Here is an 18,043-nt window from a genome sequence, read left to right as displayed (position 1 = left end):
CCCCCCTAAATATCATAGTCGGTACACGACCTGCAAAACTCTATTTCATACATCCGACCTTCTTGGTTCAATTCAAGTATCTTCTTCCTTTCAGGACTGTTCCATATTTCGTACAGAGATTTTTCAAATATATTTCCAAGACAGATTTCGGCGTTATAAGCCACATCGCACAATGTCACGTCACCGTTTGAAAAAATAAAACAATCTCCCCGGCTTACTCTGGTACACGACCTTAGCGGCTTACGTTCTCTCTGAAGCATACCGTAATCTTTGTTATTCGGTAAATTAACATACTCCAACATATTGATGCTGACGATTTCGGACCGCTCATGATACATGCGAATAAAGGCATCAACCTCTCCCGCTGTCGGCTCCTGCTCAATCATTTGAAGATGAAGATATGGCTTTTTGGGAATGTCCGCTCCCTTCAGTTCCAGAAATGTCTCAAGATTGGAGCGAACAACCTCATAATCCCCCTGGGGAGCCACTTCTTTGTAAACTTCCGGTGTTACCGCGTGCAAAGAAAAGTTAATATATCCGATGGTTGAAGCTAATATTATTCGGATTTTATCCTCTGTGAAATATTGACCGTTCGTACTAAGCCAAATTTTTCCAAGGTTTTTCTTTGTACTGATGTGTTCAATGATTTCGTTAAACTGCGGATGTAACAAAGATTCTCCGAGATGATACAGCCAACACCCTTCGACACCATAGGTTTCAATCTCGTCAAACAACGCTTTATAAGCGTCAACTTCCATATGTATTCTCGGACGGGATAAATTCTGTTGAGGACACATTCTGCAAAAGAAATTGCATTTGCTCGTCATTTCAGCAATGATCCGTCTGGGAAATTCGATCCTGTCCTCATGCGGATTCCGAATCGTCATTTTCCTGACCCTGACCACTTTGTGTCCCGACTTAGCCAATTGATGAGCATATTCCAAGTTTTTTACTTGTTCAACAATTCGCAGTTCCTGATCTATCAGAAGGGGTTCCATTTTCCTAAGTTGTGAAAACGGAGCTATCTGAGGATTCCTGACCGGAATATAATTATTGAGATTGATAAATTCCATAAATTTTACACTTCTTTTATGCTCAAACAGATATTTTTAATAAAATTCTGCAATGAGCTGTTTTATATCATCCACACTCAGCCATTCGCTATTGGTATTGGAACTGTATTCAAAATTCTCAGGAACGAGTTTTCCAAACTGATAGCCCTTAGACGGATCATTGAAATCAACATAATCAGGGAATATCGTAAAGTGGGTATCAAGTTCGTGTGTCCGACGTGCGGACTCTTCCGGTATCATTATTTCATGCAGCTTCTCACCTGGACGTATGCCGATAAATTCCAATTTGCAATTCGGACAAATAGCTCTGGCGAGATCAACAACTTTCATACTGGGAATTCGGGGGACGAAAACCTCACCTCCTTCCATAGTTTGAAAACCCTTCAATACAAGATCAATACCCTGCTCTATTGTGATCCAGAATCTTGTCATTCTTTCGTCGGTAATGGGCAATACACCTTTGTCCCTGATCTTCATAAAAAACGGTATGACACTTCCCCGGCTTCCAAAAACATTCCCGTATCTGACAACCGAAAACCTGGTACCTTTGCCTCCGACAAACTGATTGGCTGAAATGAATAACTTGTCAGAACACAATTTCGTCGCACCGTACAGGTTGATCGGATTTGCCGCTTTGTCTGAACTCAGAGCAATCACTTTTTTTACGCCTCTGTCAGCAGCAGCGGCTATGACATTTTCGGCACCGCCAATGTTCGTTTTGACAGCTTCAATCGGATTGTATTCCAGTATGGGAATTTGTTTCAGTGCTGCCGCATGAATAATATAATCAACTCTGTCGAATGCCCTGTATAGTCTGTTTCTGTCCCGAACATCACCAAGAAAATATCGGATACACGGATACTTTTCTTCTGAAATAATTTTCGACATCTCAAACTGCTTGTACTCATCCCTGCTGAAAATAATCAGCTTACGGGGCTTATACCGCTCAAGTATGATTTCGGTACACCTTCTGCCAAAAAACCCTGTTCCACCTGTAATCAAAATTGTCTGATCATTAAACATAAGCGACTTCCTTTTGATTTTCCGGCTCTCTTCCCAGTCCGGTCATACTGTCAATAACTCTCAAAATCCCTTTTCCATCAATCATCTTTCTGCTCTTTTCACTAAATTTGCTTCTTAATTCATAAGATAGAAGTACGCTCTCAATTGATTTACTCAACGCTTCATTATTTGTAGTTTTAACATATCCCATATATAATACGACACTTTTGTCATGTAAAAATTTAAGAATGGTATGTTGAACTTCATTGATAGCAAAACTGATTACAGGGCAACCCATGAACATGCATTCCCAGAGTGTTCCTCCGGCGCAAATAATGGCTACATCCGCCCAAACCAAAAGTTCAGGCATATTGTTGACAGCAGATAACAGCCTCATCTCAGATGAAAAACCGGGAATTGCCTCTTCATAACTTTTGATTCTCGGGTTTGCCGGACCAGCGACGATTTTAATCTCCAAATTTCCCTGTTCAATCTGCTTCAATGACTGAATAACTTTCAACGTGGCATTATAAGTGTCTGCGCCGCCGAGAGTCACCAGAATCTTTGTTGCCCTTTCGGGAATTCGCCGCGTTTTGTTTTGGTATCTCAAAAATTCTCTTCGCAACATGACATATTGAAGCCCCAAAAGCAGGCATGTATCGGTGTCACAGCAGTAAGGGGTATTTTCAGCGTTTAAGTTCTGGTTAAGCAATATATTAGCGTGATAACGCTGACAGTTATTTAAATCGTCAACGACCATCAGCTTATATCCGGCTTCCCGGATCATCTTCTGATACCTCGCGTCAAAATGATAACCATCCAGCACAGCCCAAAGGTTCGTTTCAGATGCGAAACGTAAAGTTTCCAACATCTGCTTCAAATCGGATTCATCAGGATATGGTGATTCAATCGAAACAAAATCAAACCCCTCTTCATAAATGCGCTGTTTCAGTTCTTCACTCTCACAATAACTGACAAATATCACCTTTCCTCTGCCATGACCCTGCCACGCCTGTGCCAAAGCCAGACACCGCATGATGTGCCCCGTACCGATAGCCTTTGTCGCATCAGCCCGAATAATCAATATATCTTTTTGCACCAGTTATCCCATCAATTCCCAACGTAAAGGAGTTCCCCGCTTAATATCCTGAGATGCAGTTTTGCCAATAATTGTTGTATAATATTTCGGAACCAAACCATGCCCAGGACGAATTCTGCGAATGTTTTCTCTGGTAAATTTTTCACCTTTTTTTATGTCGGCAACCGCGAAAAGGGAACGACGATATTGGAGACTATCCTTTTCTTTCTCCGTAGGACCGTAATGAATTTTTCCTAATGACTGATATGCCTTCATACTTTCACAGACCAACATCTCCATTTCATGCGGTTCCATTGAAAAGGCTGAATCAACGCCCCCATCCGCCCGATTCAGAGTAAAATGCTTCTCTATCACTGTTGCGCCCAATGCTATGCTTGCAAGAGCAACCCCGATTCCCAGCGTGTGATCCGACAAACCGACAAAGACATCAAAAAGTGATTCCAAATGCGGAATTGTCAACAGGTTCGATTCTTCAGGCGTACTCGGATATGAACTTGTACATCTGAGTAAAACCAAATCATCACATCCTGCTTTCCTCGCTGTACGAACAGTTTCATCCAGTTCCGCTGCTGTGGCCATTCCCGTAGAAATAATCATCGGTTTGCCAGTCGCTGCCGCCTTTTCAATCAATGGCAGATCAATATTTTCAAACGAAGCGATTTTGTACATTGGCGGTTCAAGAGATTCTAAAAAGTCAACCGCACTTTCGTCAAAAGGTGTGCTAAAGCCAATTATTCCCAGTTCTTTACAGCGGTTAAAAATCGGCTCATGCCATTCCCACGGTGTATAAGCTTGCTGATAAAGTTTGTGAAGCGAATATCCTTTCCACAAACTGTCATCATCATTTACCCAAAATTCATCCCGATCACAATCAAGCGTCATTGTGTCCGCTGTATAGGTCTGAATTTTCAAACCGTGACATCCTGCTTTTGCTGCGGCTTCGACGATTTTCAACGCCCGATCTAAAGAATGATTATGATTACCGGACATTTCGGCAACGATAAACGGCGGACGATTCTTCCCGATAATCCGGTCAGAGATTTTTATTGCTTTCATATAAGCCTCTTAAATCCTTGAATCGCAGGCTGTCCCTTTAACAATCCCCTAATTTTCCCATGTTCTTCTGCATCCTTCAACTGAGCGAAAACATCATCCGCTGCCTGAAGATATTTTTTAATATGTTCGACCTGATGGGCATACATCGCATAAAAAGAAGTCGAAGCCAAAAAGCCTTTCTCAAGCATCAGTTGAACAAATAAAGCCTTCATACCGAGGGCATTTTCGCTGTCAAATGAGAAATGACTGAGCGGCGGAATACCGCCAACATGAATGGACAAACCATGATCTTTCGCCAATTTTCTCCACCCTGACTGTATCTGATTTCCGATATCCGTCAGATGCTTTCCCGCATCAGTTTCCTTATGCTTGCGAATCGTTGTCAGTGCGGCAGTCGGTCCGATGCGCTCGGTCCAACAGGTGCTGCTGATAAATGTACTCTGGGCAGCCTGCATGATCTCACCCTTCCCGATCACAGCACCAATCGGATAGCCATTACCGATGGCTTTGGAAAAAACCGCCATATCCGGTTCAAGCCCTATCATCAGATGTGCGCCGCCGGAATTCATACGAAATCCCGCTGAAATTTCATCAACAATAAGCACTGCCCCGGTTTCATTCGCCAAAGTGCGTACCCCTTCCAGAAAATCAGGTTCCGGCGGGTCGTTTCGGATAGGTTCCATCACAATCGCTGCCAACTCTCCCTTATGTTTCGCAACAATTGTTTCCAACTCATCTAACTGATTGTAGCGAAAAGGCAGAGCCGTACCCTTTAACCCCTTTGGCACACCTCTCGGATCAAGCCCCGGGAGAAGATGTTCTCCCAGAGCATTTTCTGTCTGGAGATTGGCGGCAAGATACCAGTCATGCCAGCCGTGATAACCGCAAAATGCGACCTTGTCCCTGCCAGTATAAGCCCTTGCGATTCTCACCGCAATCGCCATTGACTCCCCGCCGGTGCGGGCATAACGTACCTTTTCCGCCCACGGATGAATCTCGCACAGCAAATCAGCTAACTCGATTTCTTCAGGACAATTCAGTGAGGAACTTGACCCCATCCGAATCGCGGCACTGACAGCAGCATCCACATCCGGATCCGCATATCCCAATACATTCGCACCGATACCGCCAATGCTCATATCAATATATCGTTTGTCATCCAGATCCCAGACTTCAACCCCTCTGGCTTTTTTGTAATACCCGGGCCATACACCCAAAGAAAACTGATCCGGACGTTTGGAAAGCAGTTGGGTCATACCTGGAATACGCTGTTTTGCACGTTCCTGCATTGCCAGACTTTTTGATTGAGCCTCACCACCGCTTAGGGTTTGATATTTATCCTCAAGTAAAGATTTCTGATACCCCTCATTTCGTTCATACTTTGCATTTTTCAGCATCACATCCATATTTTTTGTCAACAATGCGACGTAATCCATCCAAGGGGCATCCGGTTCTGTATTTTTAATCAAAAATTTAATAACTTCAAAATCTTCTATTTCATCAACCGTCAGTCTAAGATGCGAAAAATCAGAATCAAAGCCATAGTTATCCGCCGTAAAAAGCTTTTTTCCATTGAAACTAGAATTATTCAAAATATACGGTGTTACATGTTCCCGGTCCGACTTTAATTCTGCTTCCTTCCATGCTTTTTCAAGAGCCGAAAATCTGAAAACCTCTATATCCATTCCATCAGGATAGCGGGGAGCTAAAACATTGGAGATGTAATCATAATCATTGGATTGAAAGAATTGAACCACCTCATCCACAACCCTGAAATCAATCAGCGGACAGTCTGCCGTTATTCTTACAATCGTTTCAGCACCAAATTTTTTCGCTGCCTGATAATATCTGTCCAGCACATCATCTTCACTGCCTCGAAAACATTTGACATTCCACTCATCACAAACTGCCTGAATCGCATCATCTTCATCATTAGTCGTTGTAGCGATGATAATATCCTGAATACGCTCTGCTTTTTTCAGACGATGGATGACATACCATAACAAAGGCTTGTCTTCAACCTGCATCAGAATTTTATTGGGGAGGCGAGTCGAACCTGTCCTCGCCTGAACAATTGTAGCAATCATATATTGACCTTCCATAAAGACGGATTAATGACGTAATCAGGTATATCACCCATTTTTTCAAATAGCTTTTCCCGTATTTCCCGATTCATTTGTGAAACAGACTTTATAAGCCGAGCGTTTTCAGTCACCTGTTCAGGAGCCTCACACCCGATGACAATCTGATTATCTCCTGGGATAGCCTTTAGAAATGAAACCGTGAATTCCTGAAGTGAAAGATTATAATAATCACTCAGTTCTCTTAATCGCCTGATAAAAGGTTCAGCCACTTTCAGATAAGATGGTATTTCCTCGATATTCATCAAAATTAAGCCTTGTAAATAAACGCTCCTGATATATATTCGGATGTCCTTTTTTTCGGCCAAATCAAAAACCCTGGCTTTGATAAACCTCATGTCCAGAAGGTTTGTCGGTAACTGAATGGCTGATATTCCATCAAGACCAATTGCCGTGACAGCCTGTTCAGGCGTATAGACTGAAACACCAATTTTTTTAATATAGCTTAACTTATTAAGATAATCAAGAAGGCAACAGTTTTCCCATATCAGATTATCATAGCGATGAAACAACAAAACAGGTATTGACTCAATTTTCAGCCTTTCAAGTGAAACCTGCACAGACTCATTTACTTCCTGAATTGCGACATCCTCTGGCGTTTGTGAGTCAAGAATCAACGGTTTGATTTTGGTAATGATTTCATGCTCAATCCCTTGATTCTGATAAAAGTAATCTCCTAAAATTTCTTCAGAATTGCCATAAGCTGTTGCAGTATCAAAACTTCTGATCCCCAGAGCAACCGCTTTGTCTAACAGATTGAATGCTTGTTTTATATCAGGTTTTCCAAGCTTATTTGCCACGCCATATGGCATTCCCAGTTGCGCTGTACCGAGAGTGTATAACGATGAATTCATTTAGCCAACATTTTGATAGTAGAAGATATATACTCCAAATCCTCAGTTTCCAACTGCGGATAAACCGGAATACTCATTTCCTGCTCATAAAATTTCTCAGCCACAGGAAAATCACCCGGCTGAAAACCAAAGTTTTTTCGATAATAGGGCTGTAAATGTATGGGGATATAATGAACCTGACAATATATATTTTTTCCCCTCAGTCGCTCAAACAACGCTTTCTTTGTTATGGAAATTCTGTCAAATCTGATTTGCAAGGGATAAAGATGATAAGCATGAGAAATGTCTTCAGCGCATTGCGGAATAATAAATCGTTCATCCCCTTCAAAAACACTATCATAATAATGAGCAATTTCCTGTCGTCTCTGAATAAACCGCTCCAATTTTTTCAATTGACTTATTCCCAAAGCGCATTGAATATCTGTGATGCGATAGTTGAATCCAAGCTCATGCATTTCATAATACCAGGGACCATCATTTTTTTCCAAACGATTTTCATCTTTTGTCATGCCATGGGTCCGCAGGATTTTTACTTTTTCTTGAAATTCTTTACTATTTGTGAGTATCGCACCGCCCTCACCTGTTGTGATATGTTTTACAGGATGAAAGCTTAATATCGCTGTATCTGCATACATTGATATATAATGATGTTCATTTTTATACATTGCGCCAATGGCATGGCAGGCATCATTGATTAATTGGAATTCATATTTATCTGCCAAAAAACGAAGTTGCTTCCACTCACAAGGATGGCCTGCATAATCCACAGCAACAACAGCTTTAATTTTTTTCCCTTTTTTCTGATAATATTCAATCTTATCTTCAAGCTTATCAATATCAACTGTATAGGAAACCCCATCAATGTCAACAAAATCGGGTATGGCTTTCGCATATAAAACAGAATTTGCTGTCGCCAAAAATGTAATAGGCGTGGTCAGCACCACATCCCCCTTCATCCAACCTAACGCAAGAGCCATCAAATGTAACGCAGCAGTCCCGTTTGCAACTGCTGTGGCATAGGATGAACCTAGTTTCTCGCAAAGCAATTTTTCAAAATTGCCTATTGTCGGTCCCTGGGTGAGCCAGTCTGATTTCAGCACATCTATGACAGCTTGAATATCATCTTTTTCAATATATTGTTTTCCATACGAGTAACTTTTATTCATTGCTTACAAAATTTATATTTTTTTCAATTCTATATTTGACTGCAAAGTGAGTTCGGAATCTCAGACAGTTCTTTATTTTTTAATATTTTTAAGCTGTTATATCATAAAGATTCCCGACATTTCCAAAGCATCGGCAGTTCGGAAACGCATCTTTGCAACTGGAAATTTGGTGACATTTAAAATCATCACCATTCACGTCTGATCATGGCTTTGATTTCAACAGAGACGGTTCTCTCAACCAAAAAATAGACTCTAAACAATCAGGCAGCACTGCACACGGACCGACGAACATGCGCTCCCATCATTAAAACAAATGCCATTCTACGGTTCTTAGCCATAATGATTTTTCAAGCCACGAATCGCAACACCTGTTTAATATCAGAACTATCTTTTCTATTTAAAATATCGGATAAAGTCAAATCTTTTTTATGATTACCAACAGAAAGGAGCCAGTTACAAAAGCCTGCGGTCAAATTCGGGAAATTGGGAGGGCATAAGAAACCCTTATCAAAGTTTGAAACTTTACCTTGAAATATTCTGAAAATTCAGCATAAGCAAAGCATCGGAAGGCTGGGAACACATTTTTACAACACCTCCCTGCTCATACGAAATGACCTTTCCTTCATCTGCCTGCCGGTTCATTCCTTTTTATGCAACAACAGCAGGTTGTCCATGTTGTCTCAAACCTGACGCTCCAATGTTTCTTCCATCACTTTTATCACATCACAGATACGGACTCTTGCGGAGGGCAATACTCTGTCTCCTTCATGTTTGTGGTAAGGAAATGTTCTGACATTCCTCCAATGGGGACTGTTATCCCATCGCATGATCAGTTCCCCGTCATCTTGCCAGTGGTATGAATATTCTGACAATCCGGTCTGCTCAACTCCGTTATCTACAGCAGTAATCCGTCTCTGAGAGATGCCCTGACTTTGATCAGTTTTACGGATGACTCGTCAATAAGCTCGGTCACATCAGCAGAAACAAAAATATCCGATCCGTTCAGGGCTGATATTATACTGTACAATTTCTCAGTTCCTCATATTTGTTCATCCACTCTTTGTAACCAAGATGATATCCTTCCCAGACGAGCAGATCATCCCAGTCGGAAAAGACCTCCCTTTCGGCCTCCTCAACTTTTTTTTTAAAGTCTGTGTATCCGATTCCGTGTCTCTGTTCCATTTCCGAACATTTGCTTCGGTAATATTCCGCCCTGCTCAACGCCTTGTCAGTCAGCAAGATAATGATCTCCCCGGTCGTTATCATGTCAGCGACATTGGCGGGAACCTTTATAGTGACTTCACTGAGAGTTGCTTCCTGCATAGTTTGTCCCTTCCCGATCTGAAATCAGAGATTCTGAATATCCTTCATCTGCCCCCTTGTAGGGCACCAAAGCTCTGCCTTGTCACCGGACCTCAGAATATTCGCTCCCATCATCAGAGCCACTGCCAAATCATGGTTTCTGGCCGCAATTATTTTTGAAGCCACGGACCGAATTAGTGATCTGATGGGAAACATTCCATGTTGTTTCTGAAACATCGAACAAAGTCAAGTCATATTTTTACGATTATCAAGAAGGGGGAGCCACTTGCAAAAGATTGCGGTCAAATTCGGGAAATCGGGAGGGCTTCAATATATAATCCTTTTGACTACCGAACATCAGCCATCTTATTCTGTGAATGTTTCTTTTTATGTCTGATTTTCCCGGCAGACGGGACAGAAACAGACTCGAAAATGATGGCATTTTCGATATAAATACCTGACACAACAGATAAGTGAATATATTCTTCAGAATTTTTCACATTAAATGCCCGATTTATTTCCCTTGTAAAAGGGTCATCTGTTTTTAAAACAGTCACGCGGAGAATTCTTCTGAAAACATCCTTGCTGAGATTACTGCGAAGTATGCTGACCAGATGTTTCAGAGCCTTTTTGGTTGTGAGGCTGTCGTAGTCCGGTGTACTGACAATGACATTCCAATAATCTGCAATATCAGTATCAGCACTCTTAAGCATGAACAACGCTATCTCCCCCTGTTCCCGCCTCAGAATTCTGACAATTTTACGGAACCCTTTTACCAATATCTCATTATCCATCTCAGTACCCCGTCAGGTTTGTCACGCACCGCATTAAGCATTTCTTCCGCCTCGTCTCCTGACACAGCCCCCCCGGGTCTGTACCTGATTTCAGGAGTCCAGGGCGTTGCCACAGACCAGTTGGTATAAAGTTCGGCTCCTTTTTCCTTTTAAATACAACACAAAACATTGCAGACGGAGTTACAACCCCTGTTCTGCAAAAAATTCTCCGTTCTCAATTTTCAATTCTCAATTTATTATGTTGTTCAATATATGTCGGAACGTCATTCAGTGTTATTTCAAAACTCTCCCGCACCTCTCCCTCAATATGTTTATGATTGGGATACGTTTTTATGTGTCTGTGATGTGGAGCATTATCCCATCGGATGATTAGCCTGTCATCTGCATCCTGCCAATGAAACGAATAATTACGTTCACTTTCATCCACATACGCTTTTACAAATAATACCGTATTATTATTCAAGATAATCCTGAGCTTGAAATAAAATCCGCCTTTCCAAGTTTTGTAATCTGTAACTTCAAAGCGTTTTACTATCTATCTGAGAGCAGTTAAAGCGATTTGAAAATTTCCATTTTTCAGTTCTTCAATCTTTTTCAAAACTTCGTCAAATAATTTAGTGTATGCCTTCCATTCCATATAATCATCAAAGTATTCAAAATTCTCATTCTCTTTTTTCATAAATACTGAAAAATTCTCAAAGGTTTGCTGATATTTTTCCTGAAAAAAATTTAATCTGTCCCGCACCTGATGCATTTCATAGAAAGCTTCCATCAGGAGTATGTCAACAACATTCTGCTTGGCGATAACTACCATAACATCCTCCTTTATTCAATTAAGAGTAAGCCGTCTGAAAATGCCACTTTTTGCCATTATTTTTTGTCCGTCTCTGTTCCCCCCCCTTCGGCAGGCTCAGGGAACGCATGTCAGCCGTGCCCTGAGCCTGTCGGAGGGCAGATCGGGGCAGGCCGGAAAGCGGATAAGGAAAATTAACTGATTTAGACGGCCTAAATTAAGAGCGTCTGATTGCTCTTTTGCAAAGCCCCTTGCCTTGAAATATTCTGAAAATCCGGTAATCAGTCAATATCAATAATATCCGACAATGTGAACAACCTTGCTCCGTGTCGTATGGTCAGAATGTCAACCTGATTTTCCGCTATTCTGTAAATTATTCTGTACCTGCCGACAATCAGCTCTCTGATATGTCTTTTATCAGATTCCGGAACAATTCTGCCGGATTCCGGCATATATTCAAGTCGCTTTACTGATTTGAGAATCTTTTCGACAAACAATTTGGCATATCTTTTTGAATCACGCCTGATATATCTGAATACTGATTCCAAATCCTCATAAGCCTGATCTGTCCATACGACTCTCACCATTCTTCAACTCTCTGTTCAACCTCGTTATGCGGAATCACCTTTCCGTCATCCGCCTGGTTCAGTCCTTTTTCAATCTTATATAACAATAACAGTTTCTCTATGACATCTTCAATCGAAGCGTTCGGTGTCAGCTCATCTGCGATTTTGTATAACTGCTCTCTTACAACCATCTGTCACCTCCCTGCCTGTTTATCTGGAAATGGACGGGTGTCTGATTTGTCAGCCTGATCAGTTGCCTGCTCTTTGAAAAAGTCAGGCCAGTTAACGCTTTCAAAGCATCTGATCCATCCAATAGCGGCATGACAAGTTTCAGCAGCCCCGTAAGTTTCAGCAGGCACATAAAAATTCAGATTTCCCCAAAGACCGTAAAGCATTGTCCGGTTTCATCGCCGGAAGTGTCACAACATAACCGCCGAGAGACATGGCCGTTTTACACCCGGCAAGCACATTAGACGAGTTCCCGGATCTGCTGATCGCCACCAGCATATCCCCCTCCGTTATCTGCCAACGGAGCGGTTCCGCAAACACAGATTCATAATTTATATCATTTCCAAGGGCGGTGATCAGGGACAAATCCGTAAAAACCTGTGTGCGAACGTACCCGTTTTTTGCAAGATCAGCAGCAAAATGGCTTGCCATTGAAGCACTGGCCCCGTTCCCAATCAGGTAAGCCGTTTTTCTGCTTTCACGGACATAAACTGTCCGCTCTTTCCATTGCATAAAAGCTGAGTCAGGAGCCGTTTCATCTCCTGATTTGCTAAACACTGACAGGGATGTCAGACAATTTTTAAGATTTAAAATATTGTTTGTCCAGCTCATTATTTGCTCACCCGGAAACCTGCAACGCCCGAAGGGCGGCCTCAACTCTGTCTTTCAATGCCTTTTGAGCGTAATCGGAGATATGTTTCTTTCTTCGCCTTAACGACTCGATTTCTGATCTCGTCAGCCGATCTGAAACCGATGAGGTAGTTTGCCTCGTTGGCGGTGAGAGCGGCCGGGACGATTCCGAATATTTCTGTGATTTCATTTCCGTGCCTCCTTTCAAGTTCGCGTATGATTTTCCGGTCGGGCTGTAGTCGCTTACTCCGACCCGCGTTGACCAGGATGACAATTGCAGGCACAACTCCGCCTGCGCCCCGGATATGATTCGCAAGCTCCGCGAGGGTGCCTCCCATGTTCATAACATCGTCCACCAAAACATAACGGGAACCCGGCGTGACGGACCCTTCAAACTCCGCCCTCAGGCTCATACGTTCCATCGGATCAGCACCGGTATGAAACACCCGGGTGACCTGAACGATGTCAGTATCGATATCTCCCTTTGCAATCATGGCGCATGCTGCCGCAAAAACCTGGGGTATGGCGTTGTCGCCAGCGGCCTCATAAGCATGCGGGGCAACGAAAATCACGTCGGATGGGAGTCTTTCCTTAATCCTGACAATAAAGTCTGTCGCCAAATCCGAAACCAGACTTGCCGCAGCCTTTTCATCTCCGGATTTAGCCTCGCGATACCCGGAGTGGGATTTCAGCGCAAGATCATTATCAAACAACCAGAACGGCTTATCCAACGTCTTCCGGAAATCCGAGCCGCCTTAGCGCTGTCAATGCTGCTGATGTGTAATCATTACCTGTATTCAGAAAGCCTCTCCTAATATAAAGACTGCTTTTCAGTCATTTCTCAAAAATCCCTTTCCGGTTCACTGATCGCTGTCCATAAAGCCGGTATTGTCTCGGGGTGCCGGCCTTTCACATAAAAACTTTCTCCCCCGTCAGCCACAGTTCTGACGAGCATGGTCTTCCACGGGCGGAAATAATAGTACGGATTGTCTTTGGAAGCCTCCTCACGATAATTGTCCGGGAGATCCAGCAGATCACATACCAAAGTTGTGAAATGACAAATCTGCCGGCCTTCCTGCCGGGCAACATTTCTGACCATTGAGAGGGCTTTGAGAAAAATTTCCGGAGCCATGACCGCACTGCCAAAATTCATAACAACCCCGCCCTCAAGGGATTCCAGGACTTTTGCAAATCTCAGAAAATCCGTGTAACTCGTTGCACCGTAAGCAGCCCCGTCACAGTTCGGAAACTCATGGACAATGTCATATCCGATGCCGGTATGAACTGTTATGGGAATACCCAGCCGATACCCCGCGGCAAATATGCTGATATCACAATGGGGAAATCGTTCTTCCTCAATCACACGCCCGACAGCCTCTCCCAGCCCCATATCATTTTTTGCCGCGTCTGAGACAATATCATTAATCCGGCCTGTTTCCTGCCATAAACCGAATTGTCCCTTTCTGATATAGTGTGCGACACTTTCTGTTGTGGCCCCGGTCAGTGCAAATTCAAAATCATGGATTGCTCCTGCCCCGTTTGTGGCGATACAGGAAATATATCCCTTTTCCATCAGATTGATCAGGTATCGCTGAACACCGGACCTCAGAACATGCGCTCCCATCATCAGAACCACTGCCGAGTCATGGTTTCCGGCCGCAATTATCTTTGAAGCCACGGACCGGACCGCTGATCTGATGGGAAAAGTTCTATTTATTTCTAAAATATCGGACAAAGTCAAGTCATTTTTACGACTGTCAAGAGGAGCCAGTTGCAAAAGACTGTGGTCAAATTCGGGAAATCAGGAGAACATCATTTTGGAATCCGTATCAAAATTTTGCTCATTGCTTTGACATATTCTAATCCCGACACAATGGTTCACGTTTCTTTATACAGAAAACCGTCAGTGTCCAACACGACTGCCACCAATCTGATTACCTCAAAAATAATGTAAATATCAATCGGTTTGGCCGGTGATCTGGACAATTCCCTTCTTCCGTGTGCAACCCAATCCCTGTATTTTTTTATCTGTTTTATAAGGCCGACATGCTGCGGGTCTGCAAAATGCTTCAGAAAATATTCGATTCTTATATATTCAGACTCCTTACGAACAACTTCCAGCAGATGTTCGCTCAACGCATCTTCCTGAGATGCTATGGAAGCTGACAATCTGTTTCGCAATAATCGCTCAAAAGCGGCAAAAAAATCAATGATAAACAAATCTCCTATGAATTGCAATGTTTCATCCGCGTCGGAAAGACGTTCGGGTTCCCAAAGTACCTCCTCCTGAATCGCCGCATTTTTTTTGAGAAGTTTGAAGAGGCTCTCGGTAAGTTCATATCTTTTCCGGATATCATCAAAGATGCTTATATCCGCTTACGCTCTCCATTGCCTCAAAAAAACTTTCAGAGGATATTTTCGTAATCCTTCTCTTTCCCCAGCAGACATACCACCCTGCCCCCTCATAGCCAATATATAAGGCGTATTCCTTTTGGCCTGCGTCATCTGTCTGTTCCGATTCTGTATCAGTATTTAGCTTCACAGACCGTGAGTTTTTTAAGAAAGCGATACTTAACGTGTCTCTCTTTCCGATCAGGTCCGCCCTTCCGTCAGCGGCAATGATATGAGCGCCCACTGGCCTGATCTTGCACAGAAATTTATTGCTCTTGTATATGTAAAGTTCGGGAGCCTTGTACGGAACTGCATATTCTTCATGGATTTCAATAAGATTTTCTTTATAAACAAAGCCTGTGAGCCACGATTTCACCTCTCCATATAAATATTGCAAATTCTGCCTGAATTCCTCAACAACAGCGTCGTTAAAATCATTATCCTCTGTCATCATAATATGAGATTCCTCTTCTCAGGGAGTTCAGATCGCCCCGGCCCTGTTTGCGGGAATACAAGAAATATCCCTCTTTTCCATCAGATCAGTCAGGTATCACTGAACACCTGACCTCAGAACATGCGCTCCCATCGTCAGAACAACTGCCGAACCATAGTTTCCGGCCGCAATTATCTTTGAAGCCACGGAACGGAGCAATGATCTGATGGAAAAAATTTTTTTTCTGAAATAAGTACCCGATCAAAAGTTTTTCATACATCTTTTTTTCTGCGAACTGCGGAGAAACCCGGCTTTTTCCTTCACGGGAGGCGGATCATTCCGGGAAAAAAGCCGGGTTTCTTTCCCGATCAAATATCGAAAACTTATGGTTAGGTACTTATCAAATAAAATCGAGTCATTTCTTACGACTTCCAAGCGGAGCCAGTTGCAACGATCTAAATTCGTTGCAACGCCCGGAGGGCTGCCTCAACCCTGTCTCTCAATTCCTTTTGAGCGTAATCGGAGATATGTTTCTTTCTTCGCCTTAACAACTCGATTTCTGATCTCATCAGCCGATCTGAAACCGATGAGATAGGTTGCCTCGTTGGCGCTGAGAGCGTTCTGGACGATTCCGAATATTTTTGTAATTTCATTTCCGTGCTTCCTTTCAAGTTCGCGTATGACTTTCCGGGCCGGCTGTACTTCAGCTTTTATTTTCCAATTTTTTTACGTCTGCGATATCCTTATCTCTTCCGGCTGATAATTTGCTTTTGATCAGTTCCTCTCTCCCGATGATCGGTATCTTCAGCCCTTCCATTTCAATAATCTTTCTCTTATCCCAGGCTTCACAAAATTCAACATCGCCGATATGGGTCAAAATGTCAATCCTTCTCGGAGCCACGCCGATCTGAAGGATGATCCCCTTTTCTTCAAAAGTGTTTTTATTGTAAAATTCACTTGGTGCGCCGAATGCCGCCAGAGATTCGCAGACTTTTTCCGAGTTTTCCTCTGACGGTTCGACCCATATATCAATATCTCCGGTTGCACGGGGATATCCGTCATATGCATCAGGCTAAGATCGTAACTCATTGTTTTTATTAACCCGTGATCTGCCGGACGGGGTTTGCAACCCCGTCCGAAATATTTTCCGACCCCCGAAAACAAACGTTTCGGACGGGGTTGCAAACCCCGTCCGGCAGTCTTAGCCTGATGCATATGGGATATCCGTGCCCTGCCATCGCATAAGCTCCCACAACCAGAAATCTGACATCATTGTCTGACAAGACTGACAACATTTCTCTGTAATCCTGATTCAGCATCAAAACCTCTTTGGAATGACATCACATCCTTTGTCAGTTCCCATACGATTCCCAACCTGAAAGCCATGTCGCCTTCCACATAGTCATCTCTGTCATCGGCCTCGTCTAATTTAGGAATCGGTATTAAATAACTTTCCCATTTTAATTTATTGGAATTGCACGATAATTCCATTTGGGTAAAATTTTGTCGAATACAATTCGCATTTCTGATTTAAAAGTTTCAGCAACTTTTCGACCGGTTTCATAGACTTTATCAATAACATGGACAAAGACTTTTAAACCTTTTTTGGTATGTGTTTTGGCTATCAGATCAGTCACCACCTCCAAACTTGAAAAGATTACTCCCTGACACGCACGAGTAATATGAGGAAACAGGCGATGTTCGATCGGATTAAATTTGGAACAATAGGGCGGGTAATGAGCGATTCGGATTTCAATCCCGATTTCATCCGCCAGAATTTGTAAATCTTGTTTGAAAAGGTAATGTCGGGAACTGTTGCTGCCGCCACCATCGCACAATATCAAAACTGACGTGGCATTTGGATATATTCGGCAACCGTAACCATACCACCAATGACGGAAACTGTCACAGGCAAATTCACTGGTATCATGACTTGTTCCCACCTGAACATACCCGATATTGAGTCGCAGGTCATAAAAACAATGCGGAATTATGACACCTTCGGCAAAACTTGTAAAATCATGATCGAAAACTTGCAATTCCTCCAGCGTATATAGTCGGCCTTTCCTGTAAAAATTTCCAAGATATTCTTTTTTCTTGGTATCCATGCTGATAACGGGATTACCGGCCTTCCGGTATTCTGATCTGAGTTTCAAAATATTGTCAAACTGAGCGTCGCGATCTGGTACGTTTTTTGGTAGTGTTCCAAAACTGGAGCTAAAAATCTTAACCATTTGAATCAATTTAGGAAATATCGGTTCAAGTCCAGTTTTAGAACACTACCCGTTTTTTTTCATAGGTTTGCGTTTCTGAGCTTTACGCAACCGATAGTCATGCTTTTTGAGCAATTGACGGACAATGTTACGACTCACTTTTACTCCGTATTTTTTTTCCAGAGCCTCCGCGATTTCCCACTCCCTCAGATTTGTCCATCGTACCTTTTCATCCATCGGATCTCCTGCTGTATGCTCACGCACCACATTCAAAAACTGCTCGTCTATTTCAGGGTGCTCAG

Annotated in this window: 23 protein-coding genes and 2 pseudogenes; all 25 read right to left on the bottom strand. The window is 42.8% G+C overall.

Translation table 11 applies throughout. From position 1 onward, the window contains the following. Nucleotides 1-5 precede the first annotated feature (5 nt). On the bottom strand, nucleotides 6-1,073 hold the full coding sequence (locus tag dnm_RS12100) for a radical SAM/SPASM domain-containing protein (RefSeq protein ID WP_207682906.1): 1,068 nt from the start codon (nucleotides 1,071-1,073) through the stop codon (nucleotides 6-8). A 36-nt stretch (nucleotides 1,074-1,109) separates the two neighbouring features. Continuing rightward, the gene (pseB, locus tag dnm_RS12095; RefSeq protein ID WP_207682905.1) at nucleotides 1,110-2,096 is read right to left on the bottom strand and encodes a UDP-N-acetylglucosamine 4,6-dehydratase (inverting); all 987 of its coding nucleotides are present in this window, start codon (nucleotides 2,094-2,096) and stop codon (nucleotides 1,110-1,112) included. Beyond that, on the bottom strand, nucleotides 2,089-3,174 hold the full coding sequence (pseG, locus tag dnm_RS12090) for a UDP-2,4-diacetamido-2,4,6-trideoxy-beta-L-altropyranose hydrolase (protein ID WP_207682904.1): 1,086 nt from the start codon (nucleotides 3,172-3,174) through the stop codon (nucleotides 2,089-2,091). Before pseG ends, pseB begins: the two co-directional genes overlap by 8 nt. Before the next feature lie 3 nt (nucleotides 3,175-3,177). Next, nucleotides 3,178-4,230: a pseudaminic acid synthase gene (pseI, locus tag dnm_RS12085; RefSeq protein ID WP_207682903.1), complete on the bottom strand. Its 1,053-nt coding sequence runs from the start codon at nucleotides 4,228-4,230 to the stop codon at nucleotides 3,178-3,180. Next, nucleotides 4,227-6,317 carry an aminotransferase class III-fold pyridoxal phosphate-dependent enzyme gene (locus dnm_RS12080; RefSeq protein ID WP_207682902.1) on the bottom strand — a complete coding sequence of 697 codons (2,091 nt, stop codon included), beginning with the start codon at nucleotides 6,315-6,317 and terminating at the stop codon, nucleotides 4,227-4,229. The genes pseI and dnm_RS12080 overlap by 4 nt, the downstream gene beginning before the upstream one ends. After that, nucleotides 6,314-7,225 carry an aldo/keto reductase gene (locus dnm_RS12075; protein WP_207682901.1) on the bottom strand — a complete coding sequence of 304 codons (912 nt, stop codon included), beginning with the start codon at nucleotides 7,223-7,225 and terminating at the stop codon, nucleotides 6,314-6,316. The genes dnm_RS12080 and dnm_RS12075 overlap by 4 nt, the downstream gene beginning before the upstream one ends. Then, nucleotides 7,222-8,391: a UDP-4-amino-4,6-dideoxy-N-acetyl-beta-L-altrosamine transaminase gene (gene pseC, locus dnm_RS12070; RefSeq protein ID WP_207682900.1), complete on the bottom strand. Its 1,170-nt coding sequence runs from the start codon at nucleotides 8,389-8,391 to the stop codon at nucleotides 7,222-7,224. Before pseC ends, dnm_RS12075 begins: the two co-directional genes overlap by 4 nt. Nucleotides 8,392-9,071: 680 nt before the next feature. Then, a complete protein-coding gene (locus dnm_RS12065) occupies nucleotides 9,072-9,263 on the bottom strand; it encodes a toxin-antitoxin system TumE family protein (RefSeq protein WP_207682899.1) in 192 nt (63 codons plus the stop codon). Nucleotides 9,264-9,286: 23 nt separating this feature from the next. After that, entirely contained in the window at nucleotides 9,287-9,418 is a 132-nt protein-coding gene (locus dnm_RS31260; protein ID WP_276571879.1) for a hypothetical protein, read from the bottom strand. Further along, nucleotides 9,406-9,714: a hypothetical protein gene (locus dnm_RS12060; RefSeq protein ID WP_207682898.1), complete on the bottom strand. Its 309-nt coding sequence runs from the start codon at nucleotides 9,712-9,714 to the stop codon at nucleotides 9,406-9,408. The genes dnm_RS31260 and dnm_RS12060 overlap by 13 nt, the downstream gene beginning before the upstream one ends. Before the next feature lie 24 nt (nucleotides 9,715-9,738). Further along, nucleotides 9,739-9,909: a hypothetical protein gene (locus dnm_RS12055; RefSeq protein ID WP_207682897.1), complete on the bottom strand. Its 171-nt coding sequence runs from the start codon at nucleotides 9,907-9,909 to the stop codon at nucleotides 9,739-9,741. Nucleotides 9,910-10,040: 131 nt separating this feature from the next. Beyond that, a complete protein-coding gene (locus tag dnm_RS12050; RefSeq protein WP_207682896.1) occupies nucleotides 10,041-10,487 on the bottom strand; it encodes a hypothetical protein in 447 nt (148 codons plus the stop codon). 214 nt (nucleotides 10,488-10,701) lie between these two features. Further along, entirely contained in the window at nucleotides 10,702-11,022 is a 321-nt protein-coding gene (locus dnm_RS12045; protein WP_207683657.1) for a toxin-antitoxin system TumE family protein, read from the bottom strand. Next, on the bottom strand, nucleotides 11,023-11,301 hold the full coding sequence (locus dnm_RS12040; RefSeq protein ID WP_207682895.1) for a hypothetical protein: 279 nt from the start codon (nucleotides 11,299-11,301) through the stop codon (nucleotides 11,023-11,025). A gap of 260 nt (nucleotides 11,302-11,561) precedes the next feature. After that, nucleotides 11,562-11,867 carry a type II toxin-antitoxin system RelE/ParE family toxin gene (locus dnm_RS12035; RefSeq protein ID WP_207682894.1) on the bottom strand — a complete coding sequence of 102 codons (306 nt, stop codon included), beginning with the start codon at nucleotides 11,865-11,867 and terminating at the stop codon, nucleotides 11,562-11,564. After that, complete coding sequence (locus dnm_RS12030; RefSeq protein WP_207682893.1) at nucleotides 11,861-12,037, bottom strand: hypothetical protein; 177 nt, start codon at nucleotides 12,035-12,037, stop codon at nucleotides 11,861-11,863. Before dnm_RS12030 ends, dnm_RS12035 begins: the two co-directional genes overlap by 7 nt. A 157-nt stretch (nucleotides 12,038-12,194) precedes the next feature. Next, nucleotides 12,195-12,686 carry an SIS domain-containing protein gene (locus tag dnm_RS12025; RefSeq protein WP_207682892.1) on the bottom strand — a complete coding sequence of 164 codons (492 nt, stop codon included), beginning with the start codon at nucleotides 12,684-12,686 and terminating at the stop codon, nucleotides 12,195-12,197. Nucleotides 12,687-12,727: 41 nt separating this feature from the next. After that, the gene (locus dnm_RS12020) at nucleotides 12,728-13,435 is read right to left on the bottom strand and encodes a phosphoribosyltransferase (RefSeq protein WP_207682891.1); all 708 of its coding nucleotides are present in this window, start codon (nucleotides 13,433-13,435) and stop codon (nucleotides 12,728-12,730) included. Nucleotides 13,436-13,545: 110 nt separating this feature from the next. Next, a pseudogene (locus dnm_RS12015) lies at nucleotides 13,546-14,484 on the bottom strand (GSU2086 family protein); the annotation flags it as partial. A gap of 98 nt (nucleotides 14,485-14,582) precedes the next feature. Further along, nucleotides 14,583-14,942 (bottom strand): hypothetical protein, encoded by a 360-nt coding sequence (locus dnm_RS12010; RefSeq protein ID WP_207682889.1) that lies wholly within the window; start codon nucleotides 14,940-14,942, stop codon nucleotides 14,583-14,585. A gap of 118 nt (nucleotides 14,943-15,060) precedes the next feature. Then, nucleotides 15,061-15,549, bottom strand: coding sequence for a hypothetical protein (locus dnm_RS12005; protein WP_207682888.1), 489 nt, complete (start codon nucleotides 15,547-15,549; stop codon nucleotides 15,061-15,063). Between the two features lie 434 nt (nucleotides 15,550-15,983). Continuing rightward, entirely contained in the window at nucleotides 15,984-16,181 is a 198-nt protein-coding gene (locus dnm_RS12000; protein ID WP_207682886.1) for a hypothetical protein, read from the bottom strand. Nucleotides 16,182-16,231: 50 nt separating this feature from the next. After that, the gene (locus dnm_RS11995; protein WP_207682885.1) at nucleotides 16,232-16,405 is read right to left on the bottom strand and encodes a hypothetical protein; all 174 of its coding nucleotides are present in this window, start codon (nucleotides 16,403-16,405) and stop codon (nucleotides 16,232-16,234) included. Between the two features lie 392 nt (nucleotides 16,406-16,797). Continuing rightward, complete coding sequence (locus dnm_RS11990) at nucleotides 16,798-17,019, bottom strand: hypothetical protein (RefSeq protein WP_207682884.1); 222 nt, start codon at nucleotides 17,017-17,019, stop codon at nucleotides 16,798-16,800. Further along, nucleotides 16,989-17,978 (bottom strand): annotated as a pseudogene (locus dnm_RS11985) (ISAzo13 family transposase). The gene dnm_RS11990 and the pseudogene dnm_RS11985 overlap by 31 nt, the downstream one beginning before the upstream one ends. Nucleotides 17,979-18,043 lie beyond the last annotated feature (65 nt).

It is taken from the genome of Desulfonema magnum (assembly GCF_017377395.1).
GTDB classification, from domain to species: domain Bacteria; phylum Desulfobacterota; class Desulfobacteria; order Desulfobacterales; family 4be13; genus Desulfonema_C; species Desulfonema_C magnum.
The sequence above is the reverse complement of the archived record's forward strand: the minus strand, read 5'-3'. Positions and strand labels throughout refer to the sequence as shown.